A 16,918-nucleotide genomic window follows, 5' to 3' on the forward strand; every position below is an offset into this window, starting at 1 on the left:
CCTCACCTGTCTTTTCAATAAAAGGCAGGTGATTTTTATTACCCTTTTACCGCACTAGAAGAAATCCCTTCCACGATCTTATTACTGAAGAATAAGAATGCAATTAAAATGGGGAGTACACTAATAATAAGCGTTGCACCAATCGCTCCCCAGTCAGTCATATACTGTCCGACGAAGTTTTGGATTCCAACTGTCAGCGTTTTATACTTATCAGAACTAATGAACGTATTTACGAATACGAATTCATTCCAGTTATAGATCATATTAATAATCGCTGTTGTTGATAAAATTGGTGCAGAAATCGGCAATAATATTCTGAAGAACAATCTGTGAAGAGAAGCTCCGTCAATAATCGCGGCCTCTTCAATTTCCCTCGGAATCGTGTAATAAAAACCTAGTAAAATCATCATCGTAATCGGCAAGTTATATGCCGTGTAAGTCAGGACGATCGACAATGGATTATCAATTAAATTAAGATTTAAAAACATGCTGAATAATGGAATTAACGCAGAGTGAATTGGAATCATCAACCCGACCATGAATAATCCTAGCACGAGCTTGCTTAGCTTCCATTTCATTCTTGTAATAACGAATACAGCCATACTTGCAAACAACAGTGTAAGTGCAATCGATAAGCCTGTAATCCAAACACTGTTAAAGAAATACGTCCCGATTCCACCTTCCCAAACGGTTATATAGTTTTGCCATTTAATTTCTTGTGGAAGTGCAAAAGGAGAACCGGCAAAAATTTCGCGATTATCCTTTAGAGAGAAAAGGAATAACCAAACAATGGGAAAAATTTGAAAAACAGCAACAATGCTTAAACATACATATAGCAGAATGTATCCTATACGCCCCATCACGTAAACCTCCCTTTAATATTGGATCTCATCTTTATTAGCTGTAACCTTGCGAATAATAACAGTAACAAGTAGTGTAATTAGCAACAACATGAACCCTACGGCACTACCGTAACCGAAGTTATTCGTTGAGAAAGCTAATTTGTACATGTATGAAGCCATAACTTCACTTGCTCCATTTGGTCCTCCACCAGTCATGACCCAAATCAAGTCAAAGTACTTCAGAGATCCAACAATTGCAAGGACTATCGTGACTTTTACAACACCCATGATTAAAGGCAATTTGATCCGGTAAGCAATTTGGAACGGTGATGCTCCATCGATTTTTGCAGCTTCCATAATCGATTCAGGAATCCCTTTTAAAGCAGCATAGTAAATCAAAATATAGAAACCAGCATATTGCCATAAGATCGGGATAAAGATCGAGTACAAAACGATGTTTGGATCTGCCAGCCATAATGGTGGGTTTTGAACACCGAACCAGCTAAGAACGCTATTCAACATTCCATTAGAAGGATTATAAATTTTAATCCACAGCTGTGCGATCGCTACAGATGATAACAACATTGGAATTAAATAAATTTTCCGTAATAAATCAGAACCTTTAATTTTTGATGCTAGTATCATTGAAACGGCTAAATAGATCACAAGACTAAGAGTTGAAAAGATTGCTAGTAAAAATGAATGACCTGCACTGCTCCAAAATTTCCCGTCTTGAATGACGTTAATATAATTTTCTAGTCCGATGAACTGCATTGCGCCAATTCCATCCCATTTCATTAGCCCGTAATAACCTGTTAAGACCAATGGAATGAAAATGAAAATACCTACCATCAACAATGCAGGGAGAATATATAAAGATATAAACCATTTATTGGACATTACTTTGTTCATATCACTCAACCCCATATTAAAAGAATGGAAAAGGACAAGAGACAGCTGAAAAAGGGATGGCTTCCTCCTTTTTCAGTTGTCTCTGTGAGCGATGCCATTACTCACCCCTTAGGGCAACCGAAAAAGAGTGAGTTACTCTTTTTCAGTTGGTTTCCAGTAACGGTATCGTCCTTTTCATGTACTACTGGATGTTATCAATTATTGTATTAGACTATAGTAGATACACTTTTACTTGCCTTACTCAGCTGAAAGTGCTTCTTCGTGCATTTTTGCGAATTCTTCAGGAGTAATGTCTCCTCCAAATAATGCTTGGATCGCATCCAAATGAGCTTGTGCTACAGCTGCACTCATTTGTACATCAGCATAAAGAGTTAAATTTGTTGCATCGTTCAGATCTTGTAATACTTCAACATACATGTCAGGAAGATCTAAGTTGTCGCCATCAACAATTGTTGCCGGGATAACACCAGCTTGTGAAACGGCTCTTTCTCCCCACTGCTCTACAAAGTAAGCTGAGAATTGCTTCGCTTCTTCTTTAACATCAGAATCTTCAGCTACGAAAAGTCCAACTCCAGGTCCACCGACAAAGCTGTCTGTGTCACCTTCTCCGTTAACTGTAGGGAACTTAAAGTATCCAACGTTATCTCTGAATTCCTGTGGAACATCTTCATTTGTTGTATAGTTTGGTAGATCCCACGTTGCAATCATATACATTGCAGACTGTTCATTCATAAACATGCTCTTCGCTTCTTCATCAGCTAGCCCATTGAATCCGCTTACAAAAGCGTCATTTCCAACCATTTCTTGAACTTTTGCTGCAGCTTCTACTAAAGCTGGATTTTCAAATGAATCGTCTCTGTTAATCGCTTCAGTCAATAACTCAGCTCCACCGATGCGATCAGCAAAGTACATATACCACATAGATCCAGTCCAACTATCTCTGTTTCCTAATGCGATTGGTTGTACATTGTTTTCATTTAATGTTGCAACGACTTGCTCAAGCTCTTCGTAAGTAGTTGGTTCTTCAAGGTTATACTCATCAAAAATTGCTTTATTATAGTAAACATAAACTGTATTTAATTCTAATGGTAGTCCGTACGTTTGACCGTCTTTTTCATAAGCTTCTAGAGTACCAGCTACAAAGTGATCACGTAAGCCGTCTTCTAACATATCATCTAATGGAGTGAAACGATTTCCTTCAACAAAAGGATCTAAGTAGCCTGCTGCCCACGTCATCCCTACATCAGGAAGCTCATTAGAAGAAGCTAATACCGTCATTTGATCTTTGTACTGTTCATTACTTAGAACCTGTAATGAAACTTCAATATTTTCATTTTCTGCTTCGAAATCGGCAATGATTTCATTTACAATTCTATGATGTTCAGCAGAACTTCCTTGTGGCCATAAGTGCATGAATTCAACTGTTGCCACATCACCTGAGCCACCTCCTGAACCAGCTTCTGTTTCCTCATTTCCTCCCGAGTCTGAACCTGAACAGCCGGTAGCAATGAGTGCCCCTGCTAAAATAGCAGCTATTGATGTAAACGCTTTCTTCTTGAACATTGTGTAACCCCCCTTATATTTAGCGAAGCCAGCTATTGCTAACTACAAATCTAGAATATCATGCAAAACATCGTTTGTCTAGTGGATGAACTAAGTGTATAATAAATTTAGAAATGCTGTAATAGAGCGCTAGTAAACGCTTGCATTTTATCGTCAAAATGCCTTTACAATGGGCATCATTGTAGTAAACACAATATTAGTTTTCTATTAATCAATAAAAAATCTACAAATAGAAAGGGTGAGAAAAAGTGACAATTAGTCAAACATTTAATCAGCACGTCGTCAAAAAACGGAACAAATCACTTGTTCTTCATTCTATTAAAGAAGCCTACCCTATTTCTAGAGCGGATATCGCGAATAAAACAGGCCTAAACAAAGGAACTGTTTCGTCCCTTGTGAATGAATTGTTAGAAGAACAGTTAATACTTGAATCTGGGCCTGGTGTATCAAGTGGTGGGAGAAGACCTGTTATGTTGCTGTTCAATCAATCAGCTGGCTACTCCATCGGCATTGATATTGGTGTCAACTATATACTTGCCATCCTTGCTGACTTACAAGGTGTCATTTGCAATGAAAAGCTAATCAAAGTTCAAAACCTTACATTCTCACAAACAACAGACATTCTTTTTACCGTAATCGATGAACTCATCGCCTCCATGCCCCCTAGTGCTTATGGCGTTGTTGGAATCGGAATTGGCGTCCCTGGTACCGTTAGTAATTCTGAAGAAATTTTACTAGCTCCCAATTTAAACTGGAAAAACATTGACCTTAAAAGCGTGATTGAACAAAAATACAATATTCCGGTGAAAATAAAGAATGAAGCAAATGCAGGGGCCTATGGTGAAAAAATATTCGGTGCTGGACAAGAATTTCACAATATTATCTATATTAGTGGTGGGATCGGGATTGGTGTCGGACTCATCTTAAACGATACGCTCTATAAAGGGCATAATGGCTTATCAGGCGAACTCGGTCATATGACAATTAATACGGGTGGACCCGTGTGCAAATGTGGCAATCGAGGCTGCTGGGAGTTGTATGCTTCCGAACAAGCACTTTTAAAAATGGCAGAAGACGAAGGCATTAAGGCTGAAGGTGAGCAAGAACTAACTTTGGAACTACTCGTAAAGCTTGCTGAAGCCGGTGACGCGAAAACTCTTAACGTCATTCAAAAGCTTACCGACCATTTAGTCGTCGGGCTAAGCAATATCATCAATACCTTTAACCCAGAACAAATTATTATCGGAAACCGCCTTGTTGCCTTGCAAAGCTGGATCGTCGACTCATTGAAGGAGAAATTAAAAAAGCATGCGCTCGCAACCCATCATGGTAACTTGCAGGTTCGCTTTTCAAAACTCGAAAAACGTTCTGCTGCACTTGGAGTTGCTGCGTTCTCTACTAAGAATTTCCTTGCGATTAATTTAGACGAAGAGTAAAGGAGTGATGCTACTTTTGGAGACCTATAGGAAACAGGATTTTTTTGATCATGACTGTAAGCGTTTTTATACTAAAATAACAGAGGTGGATAAACTATGACAACAATTCAAAACCCAATTTTACCAGGCTTCAATCCAGATCCAAGTATTTGCCGTGCCGGAGATGACTATTATATTGCAGTATCAACATTTGAGTGGTTTCCTGGAGTTGGGATCTATCATTCAAAGGATTTAAAAAATTGGCGTCTTGTTTCAAGACCACTCAACCGTCTTAGCCAATTAAATATGATGGGAAATCCGGATTCGGGTGGTATTTGGGCCCCTGCTCTTTCCTACAGCGACGGCAAGTTTTGGCTCATATATACAGATGTTAAAGTGACCGAGGGACAATGGAAGGACAGCCATAACTATCTTGTAACATGCGACACAATTGACGGCGAATGGTCAGAGCCGATTCACATGAACAGTTCAGGCTTCGATCCATCTTTATTCCATCATGAAAACGGCAAGAAATATTTCGTTAACATGGTTTGGGATCACCGTATTGCCAATCATCCTTTTTACGGTATTGTTCTGCAGGAATACAGCGTAGAGGAACAGAAGCTTGTCGGCAAAAAAGAAATCATTTTTAAAGGAACAGATATCAAATTAACGGAAGCACCACATTTATATCAAGCAAACGGCTATTATTATTTACTAACGGCAGAAGGTGGCACAAAGTACGACCACCAAGCAACCATAGCTCGTTCAAAGGATTTATGGGGACCATATGAAGTTCATCCTAAAAATCCGTTAATTACATCATTCCCATACCCGAGAAACCCTCTGCAAAAAGCTGGACATGCATCGATCGTGCAGACACATACAGATGAGTGGTTCCTCGTGCATTTAACAGGACGTCCACTCCCAAAAGAAGGTCAGCCTCTTTTAGATCCACGTGGTTTCTGTCCACTTGGTAGAGAAACGGCAATTCAACGTCTTGAATGGAAAGATGACTGGCCGTATGTTGTCGGTGGCAACCAGCCTTCACTTGAAATTGAGGGGCCGGCCATCGAGGAAGTTAAATGGGAAAAAGATTTCGACGAGAAAGATCATTTTGACGCAGACGAGTTGAACCTAAATTTTCAAACATTACGTATTCCTCTTGGGGAACAGACCGTTTCGTTGAAAGATAACCCTGGGCACTTGCGTCTTTACGGAAAAGAGTCCTTAACGTCGAAATTTACCCAAGCTTTTGTAGCAAGACGCTGGCAACATTTTACGTTTACAGCCGAAACAAAAGTTGCGTTCCAGCCGGAGACATTCCAGCAGGCTGCCGGACTGGTCAACTACTACAACACGCAAAACTGGACGGCTCTGCAAGTAACATGGCACGAAGAAAAAGGCCGGATTCTTGATTTGACAACTTGTGATAACTTTACGTTTGACCAACCACTTAGAGGAAATGAAATTGTTGTACCGGTTGACGTAGACTACATTTACCTACGCGTTGATGTAGACACAAATCTGTACCATTATTCGTATTCATTTGATGGCAGCAACTGGACACAAATCCCGATCGATTTCTATTCGTATAAATTGTCTGATGACTACATTCAGGGAGGCGGCTTCTTCACAGGAGCATTCGTCGGCATGCAGTGCCAAGATACATCCGGACAACACTTACATGCAGACTTTGATTATTTTATGTATAAAGAAAAAGAATAATATGAAACAGGGGTCAGACACCTCTTTACCAGAGTAAAGTGGTGTCTGACCCCCTATCCATAATTAGTTTGTTACTTTTGATTTCGCATCTTTTCCGTATTTTTGTGAATAAAGCCAATCAGTGTAGCTGAAGTCTTTTGAATCACGGTTTCTGAAGATCGTGTTACGTAATAGGATCGATACTTCATCCTCTGCGTGGATGATTTCACCCCATGTACGAGCACTTGTTTGAACTCTCGCTGTACGAGGTTGACGCTCTTCTTGGAACGCTGTAAATGCTTTTGGATAATCACCTTTATTCTCTTTTAACACATCAGCTAAATAAGAAGCATCTTCTAATGCTTGAACGCCACCTTGTGCCAAGTACTGAAGCATTGGGTGAGCCGCATCACCAAGTAGACAAACATTGCCTTTTGTCCAGTTCTCAATTGGCAAACGGTCATACATTGGCCAACGAATTTGACGAGAAATGTAAGATAAAGCTTTTTCTACTTTCGGGTGCGCACCTTCGAATACTTTATCCATTTCTTCTGGAGTACCCCACTCACTATCAGCAATACCTTCTTTGTAGTTGAAGCTCTTGAATACTACAACCTGGTTGTAAAGCTCACCACGACGAACAGGATATTGAACTACGTGAAGATTAGGCCCGATCCACATGATTACATCATCCATGTTTGCATCGTCACTGATTTCTTCAATAGGAATCGTACCACGGTATGCCACATACTCAGAGCAAATTGGCTCATCATCAACAAATAGTTTACGAGTTTTAGACTTTAGGCCGTCTGCTCCAATTAATGCTTTTCCTACTAATTTTTCGCCACGATCATTTGTTACGACAACACCTTCAGCGTTTTCTTCAACTGTTTCGATGTGCTGGTTTGTAACTAAGTTAACTAGTGGATTTTTCTCACATGCTTCTAAAAGGACACGGTGTAAGTCTGAACGGTGTAATACGATATACGGGAAGCCGTATCTTTCTTTGAATTCATCGCCTAAGTCTAAAGCTGTTAACTCTTCAGCTGTGTATACATCTTTTAATACTAATCTCTTAGGAAATACAGCGATTTTAGCAATTTCTTCACCTACACCAAGACGGTCAAGTACTGCCATCGCATTCGGTGCCATTTGAATCCCTGCACCAACTTCTCCGAATTCTGGAGCTTGCTCAAGTACCGTTGTTTTTTCTCCCGCTTCAGCTGCACCAAGAGCTGCTGCTAAACCACCGATTCCGCCACCAACAATAATCATTGTATCTTCAGTCTTTACCATAATAAAATCCTCCTTTAAATAAGTAAAATTTTAATTTTCCCTGCAGCAATCAATCTCCCAATCTGTAAACGGATTCATTTACAAGAGTCCTAGCTTCTGTGTTCATCGATTGATTCACAGCAGTTATAAAACCTCAAGCGATAATGTACAGCGTGATTACCGTTAAAAGTTTAATCACTCTTTATTATCGTTTTAGGTAACTTTGTTCTCTATTTGTATAATAAATGTAACCGATTTCTTTTAAGTTGTCAATATTTTTTCAGAATTTAATTATTAATTGTGAGCTTGATCACAGCCCACACTAGGGATTTCGGCCAATTACTGCAACGATAAAGACTATTAATCTACTTAGAACGGGTACTACTAAATACGACATAGATATTATAAAAAGTTAATTAACATAGTTTCTTCTCTATTAAGTAGTGGATTAGAATTTCACGAAATTTATCCAAGGTGTCTGAAAAAGTAAATCTCGCCAAAATATTACACGATTGAATATAATCACTATTAAAGAAATCATTTCACTATTTAGATATTTTAGTGTAATCGTTTTCCAAAGTCTAGTTTATTTTATAGTGAAATCTCTACGCTTACATCTCTACAAAAAGAAACAATGTAATCGATTTCACTATTGTAATTAAAGGAGGAAAAACAGATGGCAACTATTAATACTACAGAGGTTATTGGTAACAGTAAATTCAATCGCTTCCATTTTTTATTGTTGTTTTGGTGTACATTTATTATTGCATTTGATGGGTATGATCTCGTCTTATACGGTTCTGTCGTTCCATATCTCATTGAAGAGTGGTCCCTCACGACTGTCCAAGCAGGCGCCATAGGTAGTTATGGATACATTCGCGTTATGGTAGGTGCAATCTCATTTGGTATCATAGCAGATAGAATTGGAAGAAAAAATGTTATTTTGCTTTGTATTGCGTTATTTAGCTTATTTACAGCATTATGTGGTTTGGCTCCAAACCTGAATTGTGTTTTCAGTTTATCGCTTTATTGCAGGCTTAGGACTTGGTGGAATTATGCCAAACATTATTGCGTTGATGACCGATTATTCACCTAAGACAAGCCGAAGTATGCTCGTTTCTATTGTGTTGTGTGGTTATTCTGTTGGTGGGATGATGGCGCCGACTTTAAGTATTTTCTTAATCCCCCATTTTGGCTGGGAAATTATCTTTTTAATCGCTGCAATCCCACTTTTATTTTTACCGTTAATGTATAAGCAGCTACCGGAAACTCCCAGTTATTTGATTGCCAGTGGGCGAAACTTGGAACTTAGCCGTACGTTAATGAAAGTTAGCCCAACATTTACTAAAAACGATCAGTTTGAAAAACAGGCTCTTGCTGAAAAAGGCTCTTCTGTTGCTAAATTGTTCAAGGATAAGCGTGGGTTAAGTACAAGCATGATTTGGGTTGCCTACTTTATGAGTCTGTTGATGGTTTACGGATTAAATACGTGGCTTCCTCAGTTAATGTTTGAGGCAGGATATACCCTTGATTCAAGCTTAACATTTTTAATCGTACTTAATTTCGGGGCTATTGTTGGTACAATTTTTATTGCTAGATTAGCAGATAAGGGAGGAGCAAAACGATTGCTTGCTCCAATGTATATCATAGGATCAATTGGCTTAATATTATTAGGTTTTAACAGTCCTATCTTTATTCTTTATATCCTTGTTGCCGTTGCAGGAGCTTGTACAATTGGGGCTCAAAATATCGCAAATGCGTACGTGTCACAGTTTTATCCACCTTCGATCCGTTCAACCGGTCTTGGTGTTGCCTCAGGTGTAGGAAGAATCGGAGCAATCGTCGCTCCAACTCTTGGTGGGGTCTTGCTTGCGGCAAGCTTACCCATTCACATGAATTTCATAGCGTTTGCTATTCCTGGTGTTATTGCTGCTACTGCTTTCTGGATTGTCCGAGATAAATATGGCTTTTCTACACAAGAAAACAACAGCCATGACGATCCCCCACCATTAGATAAAGTTTCAGGCAGTTAGTAGATGGGGTCAGACACCTCTTTATTGCTGTGCTGCAGTACTGTGGGGTCTGGCACTGCACCTTTGCTGTACAGTGATGGTGTAGTGTCTGACCCCACTTTATCCAAATAAAGAAAAGAAGAGGGGGCTGTCCCCTCTTCTTATTAGTTTGTTACCGTTTGTTTTGAGCCTTGGCCGTATTTCTTAGAATAGAGCCAATCTGTGTAAGTGAAGTCTTTTGCATCACGGGATTTGAAGATTGTATCACGCAGTAAGATAGAAATCGGATCCTCTGCATGAATAATTTCTCCCCATTTACGCGCCGTGGTTTGGACTTTCGCTGAACGTGGTTGACGCTCAGTTTGGTATTCTTTGAATGCTACTTCATAGTTTCCTGGATGTTTTTGAAGCATATCAGAAAGGAATGAAGCATCTTCTAACGCTTGAACTCCACCTTGAGCTAAGTATTGAAGCATTGGGTGAGCTGCATCGCCAAGAAGCGTGATGTTTCCTTTTGTCCAGTTTTCAATTGGATTACGGTCATACATCGGCCATTTGAACTGGCGCTCGATAAATGATAGAGCTTTCTCCACTTTTGGATGTGCACCTTCAAATACTTTATCCATTTCCTCAGGTGTACCCCAATCTTCTACAGGAATATCTTCCTTGTAGTTGAAACTCTTAAATACAACAACTTGGTTATATAACTCACCACGACGAACAGGATATTGAACAACGTGTAGATTTGGACCAATCCACATGATTACATCATCCATGTTCGCATCATCACTGATTTCTCCAATCGGAATTGTTCCACGGTAAGCAACATACTCCGAGCAAACTGGCTCATCGTTTGAGAAAAGTTTACGAGTCTTAGACTTAAGTCCGTCTGCGCCAATTAACGCTTTCCCTACTAATTTTTCTCCTCTAGCATTTGTCACAACTGGACCTTCTGGTGTTTCTTCAACCTTTTCAATATGCTGGTCAGTTACTAAAGTAATTAACGGATTCTTTTCACACGCCTCTAACAAGACACGGTGTAAGTCTGAACGATGCAACACGATGTACGGGAAACCGTATCTTTCTTTAAAGTCATCCCCTAAGTCTAAAATCGTTAACTCTTCAGCCGTATAGACATCTTTTAAAACCAATCTCTTTGGAAAAACTGCAACTTTTGCGATTTCTTCCCCTACACCAAAACGATCAAGTACTGCCATTGCATTCGGTGACATTTGAATTCCTGCCCCAACTTCCCCAAATTGTGGCGCTTGTTCAAGTACCGTTGTTTTCTCCCCTGCTTCTGCTGCAGCTAAAGCAGCTGCTAAACCTCCAATTCCTCCACCAACAATAATCATTGTATCTTCAGTCTTTAACATTTTAAGTCCCCCTCTTAAAATTTATAATTTTTATGTTAAACCAATGGTGGTTTAAACTCGCTTGTTACCTCTTGATATCCATTTCCTTTTTCAAGTGCTTCTTCTCTTTCTACATCGAAGTGCTCCATAATCGGTAAATCACTTGTTGAGAAGAATAATGTATCTTCGCTTGCCACATGCTCATGCCATGCCCAGTTCGGAACGATGAAATAGTCACCTTGTGCCCAATCAAAACGCTGGCCATTAATAACCGAGTAACCAGAACCTCTAAATACTTGATAAATCGTCGAATGCGTATGGCGATGTGCTTTTGAGTGGAAGCCTTTTGGAAGCTTCTGCATCCATGCCGCAATCGTTGGGTTTGCTGTTTGGCCATTTGATGGGTTAATGAATTCCACTGCATAACCGTCAAATGGATCTGGCTCAAAACGACTTAATCCTTCAAGCGCTGCCATCGTTTGCTTATGTTTAAAAGAACCAAGTGGTGCTTTTTTCGGATGACGGTCGGAAATCGGACGAACCATTCCACCCTCATAACGCTGTGCATTGTAGTTATCAGGAACTTTCGGGCTCTCAAGCTCTTCTGGATAATGATCAAAGAATGTTCCACCAAGCATATACTTCGTTGGAATATCAAGTACATCCATCCAAATCATCGGTTCAGTACCTGGGTGACCATGTCCATGCCAGAGGTCCTTCGGTGTAATCAGAAAGTCTCCCTCTTCCATGAAAATACGCTCACCTTGCACAATCGTGTATGCACCTTCACCGTTTGTAATAAAACGAAGCGCATTTTGTGAGTGACGGTGTGACGGCGCTTCTTCACCCGGCAACAGCATTTGAACAGCTGCATAGAGCGTTTGACTCGTTGATGCCCAGCCCCATGGTTGACGGTAATCAAGCCCTGGGTTCTGAAGGTAGATCGCTCTTCTTTCCCCACCCCGTTCCGGTGTAAAAATTTGTGCCGCTTCATCCAACTTCTTTTTCAATAGATCCCACTTCCAAAGATATGCTTGCGCATGAGGCTCCGGCGTCTTATGCATTAACTCTGGAATCGCTTCCCAAAGTGGCCCGAGATTATACTGCCTAATATCTTTTGTAAAATCTTGAACTATTTTACTTTTAAAAAAATCTCCACTTGTAACTGCCATTCTTAATCCACCTCTCTTTTTGTAATTAGTTACATCTAAGCGTTAAGATAACGCTTACACTTCATGCTTAGTTACATATACCCCTGTAACTGATCATCATGAAAAAATGTTTTAGGTTGCTAGCTTCACCACCTCAAGTTAATACGCCGAAAGTAGAAGTCTCTTATGGGGCAATACTGTAAACGGATTCAATTTCTTTACTTTTGAATTGAACCTGTACTCCATAGCGAACCCTCAACATCTCGATTGGCAACTGACTAGATGAAATTAAATTGCCTATTTCATTCTCGTAAAAATGATGATGACTTACGCAGCAAGCTTCCATAGGTGTGATGTTTCTCTCCACTATTACAAGAAAGTTTCTTAGTTCTCTAACATAAGTGTGATTTTTTACACTATTAGATAACTAAGTTCTCTATTTATATAATAAATTTATATGATCCCCTGTAAATTGTCAATATATTTCTAGAACTTCTTCTGCAAAAAATAAGAATATTTTGTCACAAACAAAAAAAGAGGGGCCTCTTAGCCCCTCTTTCCTACGGTGAAGTACTGATAAGGGGACTGTCCCCACATACTTTAACGTGTCAAAGCAGTGTCTGACCCCAACTCCTTTTCTTCCATTCTTTTGTTCATAAAAATATAGAGTACCGAAATAATTACTACAAAGATTGCTAGGTAGCCAAATAAATTTGAGAACCCCGTATATGCGACGATGATTCCTAGAATGAAAGAACCTAATGCGATCCCTGTATCGTATAACATAAATAATGTCGCCGTTGCATGTCCGGTTCGTTTCTTAGAGACAGATTGAACGGCTAAAGTCATGAAAAATGGCAACATCGATCCATATCCGATCCCGAGCACCCCAGCTGCAACCAAATACAACACAGCCGATTCGGCAACACTTAAGAGGACTAACCCTACAGCAAACAACACAAAGCAAGGAAGAAGCACAATTTTTGGCCCTCGTCGATCAAATAACCTCCCTAAATACGGTCTAGTTACAAGCATTGTAACTGCAAAGACAATAAAAAAGTATCCTGAAACTCTCTCTATTCCTAGCTCCACCGCATAAACCGAAGAAAACGAAAGAATACTAGCGTACGCAAAACCAACAAACATACTAATAACTGCTATAGGCAATGCCTTCATTTCAAATAACTCATAGAAAGAAAGTCTCTTTTTCATGGAGACATCGACCTTTGGCATCGGAGCGTCTTGCACTTTAACTAATAGAGCACCAAACACACTTATTAGTAACAAACTACTTAGAATCATAAACACATGTTCAAATGAAACAAATTGAATGAGGCTAAGACCTAAGAACGGACCTAATACCATAGCCAAATTCAAAAACATCGTAAAATATCCGAGCCCTTCTCCTTTTCGCTGTTTAGGGACAATATCCACGGCAATCGCTGAAGTCGTCGTCGTTAATACAGCAAACGACAAACCATGAATAAAACGCAAAATTAAAAGAGGCATAAATTCATCTACCCATATATAACTAAACGATGTTACCGTGTACAGCACCGTCGCAACTAATAATACTTTACGTTTTCCAAAACGTTCTAAAATGCCTCCTGAAAACGGCCTTATCAAAATCGCCGATAACATCATGAGCGTTACAACTAAACCTCCTTGTGCGTTGGTTCCACCCAAATTATAGATTACATACACCGGTAACGTTGTTAACAACGCATAAAAATTAATAAAAACCATCAAGTTCACTAAAGAAATACTAAAGAAATCTTTCGTCCAAATCGCTTGATTATTAGTTGTCATTTAATCATTCCTTTTTGTTTCAAGCTTCGCCAAAAGCTTGAAAAGTTGCTGTTGCTCCTGTTCCGATAACGCATTTGTATATTCATCTTCAAGATCTTCAACAGCTGATCTTACTACTAAGTAAAGTTCTCGCGCTTTCTCCGTTAACTCCACAATCCGTTCACGTTTGTCTTTTCCTTCTTTTCTAACGATCCAGCCATTCGCTTCCATTCGCACAAGCGTCCTCGTTACTGTTGGTGCTTCAACCTTCAAGTATTGCCAAATATCAGTCTGCGTCATTGGCCCTTTCTCGCTAAGTACATAAAGAATAGTCCACTGAGACGTGTACAACCCATATTCCTGCAGCTTTTCATTTAAACTCTTCGAAAACAAACGTACCTTTTGATTTAACATATGAAAAAGATTATCGGCAGCCATTTTAAATCCTCCAACCATTATTTACCTAGCTAACTATCTACTTTATATATCGTAACAAAAATTGACCAACCTGTATATTAGACTAACTGACTAACAAATCAATAAGCTACTTTTAAAAACAGTCATTAGGTAAGCAAACAAAAAAGACCAACCGAAGTTGATCTTTGACTATGTAATAAACATTACATTCTAAAATGGTGAGCCATGAAGGACTCGAACCTTCGACCCTCTGATTAAAAGTCAGATGCTCTACCAACTGAGCTAATGGCTCTTGCAGATATTTCATTGAAGGATTTCATGATGCCTACGGACGATGCTCTGCTCCGTGGTCCTACCTGTTCTTTCCTCTTCTAGTAACACTCTGTTGCCGGCTGCGTCAGAACAACTCGTAGATGTTCAAGTAGCTTTGCTCGTAACTGAGCTAATGGCTCTTGCAGATATTTCGTTGAAGTATTTCATGATGCCTACGGATGATGCTCTGCACCGTGGTACTACCTGTTCTTTCCTCTTCTAGTAACGCTCTGTTGCTTGCTGCGTCAGAACAACTCGTAGAAGTTCAAGTAGTTTTGCTCGTAACTGAGCTAATGGCTCTTGCTGCTATACATGAAATGGTGCGGGTGAAGGGAGTCGAACCCCCACGTCATAAGACACTAGATCCTAAGTCTAGCGCGTCTGCCAATTCCGCCACACCCGCATTTCAACAAAACAAAAAAATGGTGCCGGCCAGAGGACTTGAACCCCCAACCTACTGATTACAAGTCAGTTGCTCTACCAATTGAGCTAGGCCGGCATAAAGATGGCGGTCCGGACGGGACTCGAACCCGCGACCTCCTGCGTGACAGGCAGGCATTCTAACCAACTGAACTACCGGACCATTTGGTATTGCGGGGGACGGATTTGAACCGCCGACCTTCGGGTTATGAGCCCGACGAGCTACCAGACTGCTCCACCCCGCGTCGTTATAAAGTATTCGGATGATGCTGTTTCGAAGAAGTTGTCTCTTCCTCTTCCAGTTTTGCGTTGTAGTATATGCGTCGAGACATGTCGATGTTGCTTCGACGATGTTTCGCTCCATGCTCCACCCCGCGTCGTTATTAAATAAACAAAAAGTAATATGTTTATGGTGGAGGATGACGGGATCGAACCGCCGACCCCCTGCTTGTAAGGCAGGTGCTCTCCCAGCTGAGCTAATCCTCCGATATATTGGTGACCCGTACGGGATTCGAACCCGTGTTACCGCCGTGAAAGGGCGGTGTCTTAACCGCTTGACCAACGGGCCAATCATATTTGATGGCAAATGTCTGCCAATGAATACTGTGGAAAATGGTGGGCCTGAGTGGACTCGAACCACCGACCTCACGCTTATCAGGCGTGCGCTCTAACCAGCTGAGCTACAGGCCCACAGCATTACTAAAGAGCGGGTGATGAGAATCGAACTCACGACATCAGCTTGGAAGGCTGAGGTTTTACCACTAAACTACACCCGCATAATAAATATTATAAATGAAGGCGGCACCCGGATTTGAACCGGGGAATAAGGGTTTTGCAGACCCGTGCCTTACCACTTGGCTATGCCGCCAAAAAATGGAGCGGAAGACGAGATTCGAACTCGCGACCCCCACCTTGGCAAGGTGGTGTTCTACCACTGAACTACTTCCGCATATAAATGGCTGGGCTAGCAGGATTCGAACCTACGCATGACGGAATCAAAATCCGTTGCCTTACCGCTTGGCGATAGCCCAACGTTCAGTAACAATTTTAAATACGCGTCTAACCAGAAGCATCTAAAAACAACAAAAATAAATCTAATAAGATTTGGCAGGGGCAGTAGGAATCGAACCCACACTGGAGGTTTTGGAGACCTCTGTTCTACCGTTAAACTATGCCCCTAAAGTGGTGGAGGGGGACGGATTCGAACCGCCGAACCCGTAGGGAGCGGATTTACAGTCCGCCGCGTTTAGCCACTTCGCTACCCCTCCAGATTTTTAATGGTGGAGCCTAGCGGGATCGAACCGCTGACCTCCTGCGTGCAAGGCAGGCGCTCTCCCAGCTGAGCTAAGGCCCCATCGTCAAAACAAAATGGGACTAACAAGTTAGCCCCATATATTTAGCCTGGCAACGTCCTACTCTCACAGGGGGAAGCCCCCAACTACCATCGGCGCAAAAGAGCTTAACGACCGTGTTCGGCATGGGAACGGGTGTGACCTCTTCGCTATCGCCACCAGACTATAATGGTGTTTTCAAGAAAACACCTTGAAGAAAATGTGATTCCTTCAAAACTAGATAATGCTTTTATAGAAACAATTGTCACACTTCACGAAGTATGACGTCAAGAATCATTTATTGGATAAGTCCTCGACCGATTAGTATCTGTCAGCTCCACGTGTCGCCACGCTTCCACACCAGACCTATCAACCTCATCATCTCTAAGGGGTCTTACTGGATTAACTCCATGGGAAA

The 16,918-nt window shown here is 40.8% G+C and carries 11 protein-coding genes, 15 tRNA genes, 2 rRNA genes and 1 pseudogene; 4 read left to right on the forward strand and 25 right to left on the reverse strand.

Going from position 1 to position 16,918, the window contains the following annotated elements:
- Window positions 1-38 precede the first annotated feature (38 nt).
- The 3 genes from AC1FXZ_RS08525 to AC1FXZ_RS08535 form a co-directional block, all read right to left on the reverse strand.
- Window positions 39-860, reverse strand: a complete 822-nt coding sequence (locus tag AC1FXZ_RS08525; RefSeq protein WP_480052562.1) for a carbohydrate ABC transporter permease — start codon at window positions 858-860, stop codon at window positions 39-41.
- 15 nt (window positions 861-875) lie between these two features.
- Window positions 876-1,754, reverse strand: a complete 879-nt coding sequence (locus AC1FXZ_RS08530; protein WP_480052564.1) for a carbohydrate ABC transporter permease — start codon at window positions 1,752-1,754, stop codon at window positions 876-878.
- Between the two features lie 237 nt (window positions 1,755-1,991).
- Window positions 1,992-3,317 (reverse strand): extracellular solute-binding protein, encoded by a 1,326-nt coding sequence (locus AC1FXZ_RS08535; protein ID WP_480052566.1) that lies wholly within the window; start codon window positions 3,315-3,317, stop codon window positions 1,992-1,994.
- A 248-nt stretch (window positions 3,318-3,565) separates the two neighbouring features.
- On the opposite strand from AC1FXZ_RS08535, the gene AC1FXZ_RS08540 reads away from it, so the two are divergent.
- Both AC1FXZ_RS08540 and AC1FXZ_RS08545 read left to right on the forward strand, forming a co-directional pair.
- Window positions 3,566-4,753, forward strand: coding sequence for an ROK family protein (locus AC1FXZ_RS08540; RefSeq protein WP_480052568.1), 1,188 nt, complete (start codon window positions 3,566-3,568; stop codon window positions 4,751-4,753).
- 96 nt (window positions 4,754-4,849) lie between these two features.
- The gene (locus AC1FXZ_RS08545; RefSeq protein ID WP_480052570.1) at window positions 4,850-6,460 is read left to right on the forward strand and encodes a glycoside hydrolase family 43 protein; all 1,611 of its coding nucleotides are present in this window, start codon (window positions 4,850-4,852) and stop codon (window positions 6,458-6,460) included.
- A gap of 63 nt (window positions 6,461-6,523) precedes the next feature.
- Here the strand turns inward: AC1FXZ_RS08545 and AC1FXZ_RS08550 are convergent, their stop codons facing one another.
- Window positions 6,524-7,735, reverse strand: coding sequence for an FAD-dependent monooxygenase (locus AC1FXZ_RS08550; RefSeq protein ID WP_480052572.1), 1,212 nt, complete (start codon window positions 7,733-7,735; stop codon window positions 6,524-6,526).
- 862 nt (window positions 7,736-8,597) lie between these two features.
- On the opposite strand from AC1FXZ_RS08550, the pseudogene AC1FXZ_RS08555 reads away from it, so the two are divergent.
- Window positions 8,598-9,747 (forward strand): annotated as a pseudogene (locus AC1FXZ_RS08555) (MFS transporter).
- A gap of 143 nt (window positions 9,748-9,890) precedes the next feature.
- Here AC1FXZ_RS08555 and AC1FXZ_RS08560 read toward each other — a convergent pair.
- From AC1FXZ_RS08560 to AC1FXZ_RS08580, 5 genes are all read right to left on the reverse strand, one after another.
- Window positions 9,891-11,102: an FAD-dependent monooxygenase gene (locus tag AC1FXZ_RS08560; RefSeq protein ID WP_480052574.1), complete on the reverse strand. Its 1,212-nt coding sequence runs from the start codon at window positions 11,100-11,102 to the stop codon at window positions 9,891-9,893.
- Between the two features lie 35 nt (window positions 11,103-11,137).
- On the reverse strand, window positions 11,138-12,253 hold the full coding sequence (locus tag AC1FXZ_RS08565; RefSeq protein ID WP_480052576.1) for a cupin domain-containing protein: 1,116 nt from the start codon (window positions 12,251-12,253) through the stop codon (window positions 11,138-11,140).
- Between the two features lie 579 nt (window positions 12,254-12,832).
- Complete coding sequence (locus AC1FXZ_RS08570) at window positions 12,833-14,041, reverse strand: MFS transporter (RefSeq protein ID WP_480052578.1); 1,209 nt, start codon at window positions 14,039-14,041, stop codon at window positions 12,833-12,835.
- Window positions 14,042-14,458, reverse strand: coding sequence for a MarR family winged helix-turn-helix transcriptional regulator (locus AC1FXZ_RS08575; protein WP_480052580.1), 417 nt, complete (start codon window positions 14,456-14,458; stop codon window positions 14,042-14,044).
- Window positions 14,459-14,653: 195 nt separating this feature from the next.
- Window positions 14,654-14,729: transfer RNA gene (locus AC1FXZ_RS08580), tRNA-Lys, on the reverse strand.
- Between the two features lie 54 nt (window positions 14,730-14,783).
- Between AC1FXZ_RS08580 and AC1FXZ_RS08585 the strand changes: the two genes are divergently transcribed.
- A complete protein-coding gene (locus tag AC1FXZ_RS08585; RefSeq protein ID WP_480052582.1) occupies window positions 14,784-14,972 on the forward strand; it encodes a hypothetical protein in 189 nt (62 codons plus the stop codon).
- A gap of 95 nt (window positions 14,973-15,067) precedes the next feature.
- Here AC1FXZ_RS08585 and AC1FXZ_RS08590 read toward each other — a convergent pair.
- The 16 genes from AC1FXZ_RS08590 to AC1FXZ_RS08665 all read right to left on the reverse strand — a co-directional run.
- Window positions 15,068-15,152: transfer RNA gene (locus AC1FXZ_RS08590), tRNA-Leu, on the reverse strand.
- 20 nt (window positions 15,153-15,172) lie between these two features.
- A tRNA-Thr gene (locus AC1FXZ_RS08595) sits at window positions 15,173-15,248 on the reverse strand.
- A gap of 7 nt (window positions 15,249-15,255) precedes the next feature.
- Window positions 15,256-15,332, reverse strand: a tRNA-Asp gene (locus AC1FXZ_RS08600).
- Window positions 15,333-15,340: 8 nt separating this feature from the next.
- Window positions 15,341-15,414 (reverse strand) — tRNA-Met (locus AC1FXZ_RS08605).
- Between the two features lie 165 nt (window positions 15,415-15,579).
- Window positions 15,580-15,655, reverse strand: a tRNA-Val gene (locus AC1FXZ_RS08610).
- Between the two features lie 7 nt (window positions 15,656-15,662).
- A tRNA-Glu gene (locus AC1FXZ_RS08615) sits at window positions 15,663-15,737 on the reverse strand.
- Between the two features lie 45 nt (window positions 15,738-15,782).
- A tRNA-Ile gene (locus AC1FXZ_RS08620) sits at window positions 15,783-15,859 on the reverse strand.
- 15 nt (window positions 15,860-15,874) lie between these two features.
- Window positions 15,875-15,945 (reverse strand) — tRNA-Gly (locus AC1FXZ_RS08625).
- 20 nt (window positions 15,946-15,965) lie between these two features.
- Window positions 15,966-16,037, reverse strand: a tRNA-Cys gene (locus tag AC1FXZ_RS08630).
- Between the two features lie 6 nt (window positions 16,038-16,043).
- Window positions 16,044-16,118, reverse strand: a tRNA-Gly gene (locus AC1FXZ_RS08635).
- A gap of 7 nt (window positions 16,119-16,125) precedes the next feature.
- Window positions 16,126-16,200, reverse strand: a tRNA-Gln gene (locus AC1FXZ_RS08640).
- 74 nt (window positions 16,201-16,274) lie between these two features.
- Window positions 16,275-16,348 (reverse strand) — tRNA-Trp (locus AC1FXZ_RS08645).
- 4 nt (window positions 16,349-16,352) lie between these two features.
- Window positions 16,353-16,437 (reverse strand) — tRNA-Tyr (locus AC1FXZ_RS08650).
- Window positions 16,438-16,447: 10 nt separating this feature from the next.
- Window positions 16,448-16,523 (reverse strand) — tRNA-Ala (locus AC1FXZ_RS08655).
- A 45-nt stretch (window positions 16,524-16,568) separates the two neighbouring features.
- Window positions 16,569-16,684, reverse strand: a 5S ribosomal RNA gene (rrf, locus tag AC1FXZ_RS08660).
- Between the two features lie 117 nt (window positions 16,685-16,801).
- Window positions 16,802-16,918: ribosomal RNA gene (locus AC1FXZ_RS08665) — 23S ribosomal RNA — on the reverse strand; the annotation flags it as partial.

The sequence above is a fragment of the Halalkalibacter sp. HAAS-P014 genome (genome assembly GCF_056619965.1).